General features: G+C 62.3%; 2 protein-coding genes and 1 pseudogene. 2 read left to right on the plus strand and 1 reads right to left on the minus strand.

What is annotated here, in order from left to right; all coding sequences use genetic code 11:
* Positions 1-647, minus strand: a pseudogene (locus tag WA989_RS03780) (hypothetical protein); the annotation flags it as partial.
* A 611-nt stretch (positions 648-1,258) separates the two neighbouring features.
* On the opposite strand from WA989_RS03780, the gene WA989_RS03785 reads away from it, so the two are divergent.
* Positions 1,259-1,771: a hypothetical protein gene (locus WA989_RS03785; RefSeq protein WP_424339183.1), complete on the plus strand. Its 513-nt coding sequence runs from the start codon at positions 1,259-1,261 to the stop codon at positions 1,769-1,771.
* A 9-nt stretch (positions 1,772-1,780) separates the two neighbouring features.
* On the plus strand, positions 1,781-2,404 hold the full coding sequence (locus tag WA989_RS03790) for a hypothetical protein (protein ID WP_424339184.1): 624 nt from the start codon (positions 1,781-1,783) through the stop codon (positions 2,402-2,404).
* Positions 2,405-2,803 lie beyond the last annotated feature (399 nt).

Raw genomic sequence — 2,803 nt, forward strand, 5'->3', positions numbered from 1 at the left:
TAGACCTCGGCCTTGACGCTCAGGGTCTGGCCCCGCGTGATGCGCATCTCGACGTATTGCGCAAACCGCAGAACCGCCATGAGCAGTTCGAACGTGCGTAGCCGCCGCTGATCGTCGATAAGTCCGATCGCGCCAAAGAACGACATGATGTCGTCCTGCTGAATCTGGACCTCCGCAATGCGGTCCTGTCGCAAATCCGCATAGGTTCGCAAATGCTCGAGCTGGGCCTTAAGAAAAGGTTTGCCCGGCCGCTCCAGCTCGAAGATATCCACGCTCGAAATGGCCGGCCCGAAATCCAGGGTGGACAGCTTTGCGTATCCGTGGGTGCCCTCGACACGCACGATCGAGGCCAGCTCGTGGTCCAACATCCTGCCGCGCGTGGAAAGCCGGAGGTAGAGTATGTTATCGTCGTGACCGTCGTCGGGTAGCTTGCCGTTGTTCTTGTCGGCAGATCCCCGCCAATACCCAGCAATTCCGTACCGTGTTGTCACCAGCGCCGCATTGAGCAGCGAAGAAGAGCCGCTGCCGGCGTGAGAGAGGTGATCACGCGCCGAGGACAGGCCCGAGAGGCCGGAAAGTCCCGACAATCCGCTTAGGCCGCTCAGGCCCGACAATCCACTCAACCCCGAGAATCCGGGACCCGCCATAAGCCCCTCCTTTGCTCACTTCGCATGGTTTTTCCGCGCCTGTCGTCCGTCAAGCCTCGGGGCGGCCCGAGGCACGTGATTCACGGGGTTTTCACGCTATTTCAGATCAGTTTATCTTTCGGGCCCGGAATGCTCTAATATTGTGGGCGTATTTCTCTTCGCGCGAACCTCTCGTCCACCTCCTTCTCCAGAGGCGCAGCCGATAAGAATCGTTCTGAGCGGTTGTTTTCGAGTTGAAGCGGAAGACGGACGCAGTCTGACACCGCGCAGCGCAAAGGCGCAGGGCATGCTGGCGCTTCTCGCTCTCGGTGCCAGGCGGGAACGGACCCGGATCTGGTTGCAGGACAAGTTGTGGAGCGACCGGGGCCGCGAACAGGGCGCGGCCAGTCTGCGGCAGGCACTGGCAGAAATCCGCAAGAGCCTTGGGGACAAGTCGGATATCGTGAGAGCCGACCGGCGGCTGGTCCGCCTGGACCCCGCAAGGGTGACGGTCGTTGACAGCTGCGACGCTGAATTCCTTGATCGACGTAAGAGATCCGGAGTTCGAATCCTGGATAGCGGTCGAGCGCAGCAATCGCGCCAGGACCGCCGCCCCTGCGAGCGGCGGCAGTTTGACTGCCGCAAGACACCGGTTCGTCGTTGTCGAGCGTCCACGCGATTGCTCGGAAATGGATCGGTTGTTCTCGGAAGTCTTCATTTCCAATGTAGCGAAATGCCTGTCGGAACAGCTGTCCGTCGAACCAAGTTGCGATGGCGACGCGCTGCCGGCGCGCGATCGGTTGTCGCTGTCGGCCCAGGCGGCGATCGGCAGGGACCGGGCAGTCCTTCATGCCGTATGCGAGGAAGGCCCGACAAGACGCCGCATCTGGTCGGAGACGCGCGTCCTGCCATCGCGGGGCGCGCCGCCCCTCGATGACGAGAGCATCCTGCAGCTTGCCAACGAAGCGGTCGATATCGTCGGCGACCTGCTGTGGCGCGAAGACATAGTCGAGACCGATCCGACGGCGCTGGCCCTGATGGCGTCGCGCTGGATCTTCTCGACGGACCGGCGCGAACAGGACCGGGCGGACAGATTGCTCGCCAAAGCGTTCGAGGCGGATGCGCCGGGCCTCTTCCTGTCCTAGCGGATATTCTTGCGCATCATACGGCTGGTGGAACGGCAAGAGGAGTTCTGCGCGGAGAGCACCGTCGAAGAGGTTCGTGCCTTCTCGGTGCAGGCGCTGGCGCTGGAACCGCTGAATTCGATTGTTCTCGCTGCCGTGTCCTATGCCGACTTCCTCGTGACCGGCAACATCGCGCGCGGGGTCGAGCTGGCACGGCGCAGTCTCGCGCTGAACCCGGCCAACCCGTTCGGGTGGCTATCCCTGTGCACCGCAAACCTACACCTGGGCCGGTCGGCCGAAGCCCATGTCGACATGATGCGCGCGCGTCGCATCGGTGCGCTGTCGCCACACCGGCATTGGTGGGAGATGGCCTGCGGCCTTCCCGCAACCGCGAACAGCCGCATCGACGAGGCGATAGGTCGCGCCAAGATCGCACATGCGCTAAGTCCGCAGTTCAAGCCGCCCCTGCGCTACCTGATCGCACTTCACGCTCGGAAGGGCGAGTTCGAGCAGGCACACGAGATGGCCCTGTTGCTGCGCAAGCTCGAGCCATCATTCGTGGCGGAGCAGTTGCTCGAGGACGAGACCTATCCGGCAGCCACCCTTCGGCGCGCCTCCATCATTCCGGCCTCGGACCTGCGCGCCCTGAACTAGCGCAGTCTCGCCGCCCGCTCTTTTCACGGTAGATTCCCGGTCCGCTGCTCATCGCTTCACGCTCGATCCGTCCAATCGCTGGTGTTAACACAGCATTGGAAGGAAGAAGCGATGTCACACACGGTAACGCCGATCCTTTACGGGACTGCCCGCCATTTTGTTCTGAACCTGGAGATCAGTCGACGGGTTCAGATAAATCGTCGGCAATTGCTTCGCGACCGGACCGTCGATCGCATGATGAAGCGAGCGACGAGGTCAGCATCCGCATCATCGGGCTGCAATACCGCACCTCGACGCAAGCGTTTTCGATCACGGTCAAAGCGGATCTGCTGCTAGGCAAGGCCAGATGTCTTCATGGGGGGCGCGCTGAGGGTCGTTGCGGTCGATGTGGTAGTGCAG

Source organism: Henriciella sp. (assembly GCF_049649345.1).
In the GTDB taxonomy this organism is placed as follows: Bacteria; Pseudomonadota; Alphaproteobacteria; order Caulobacterales; family Hyphomonadaceae; genus Henriciella.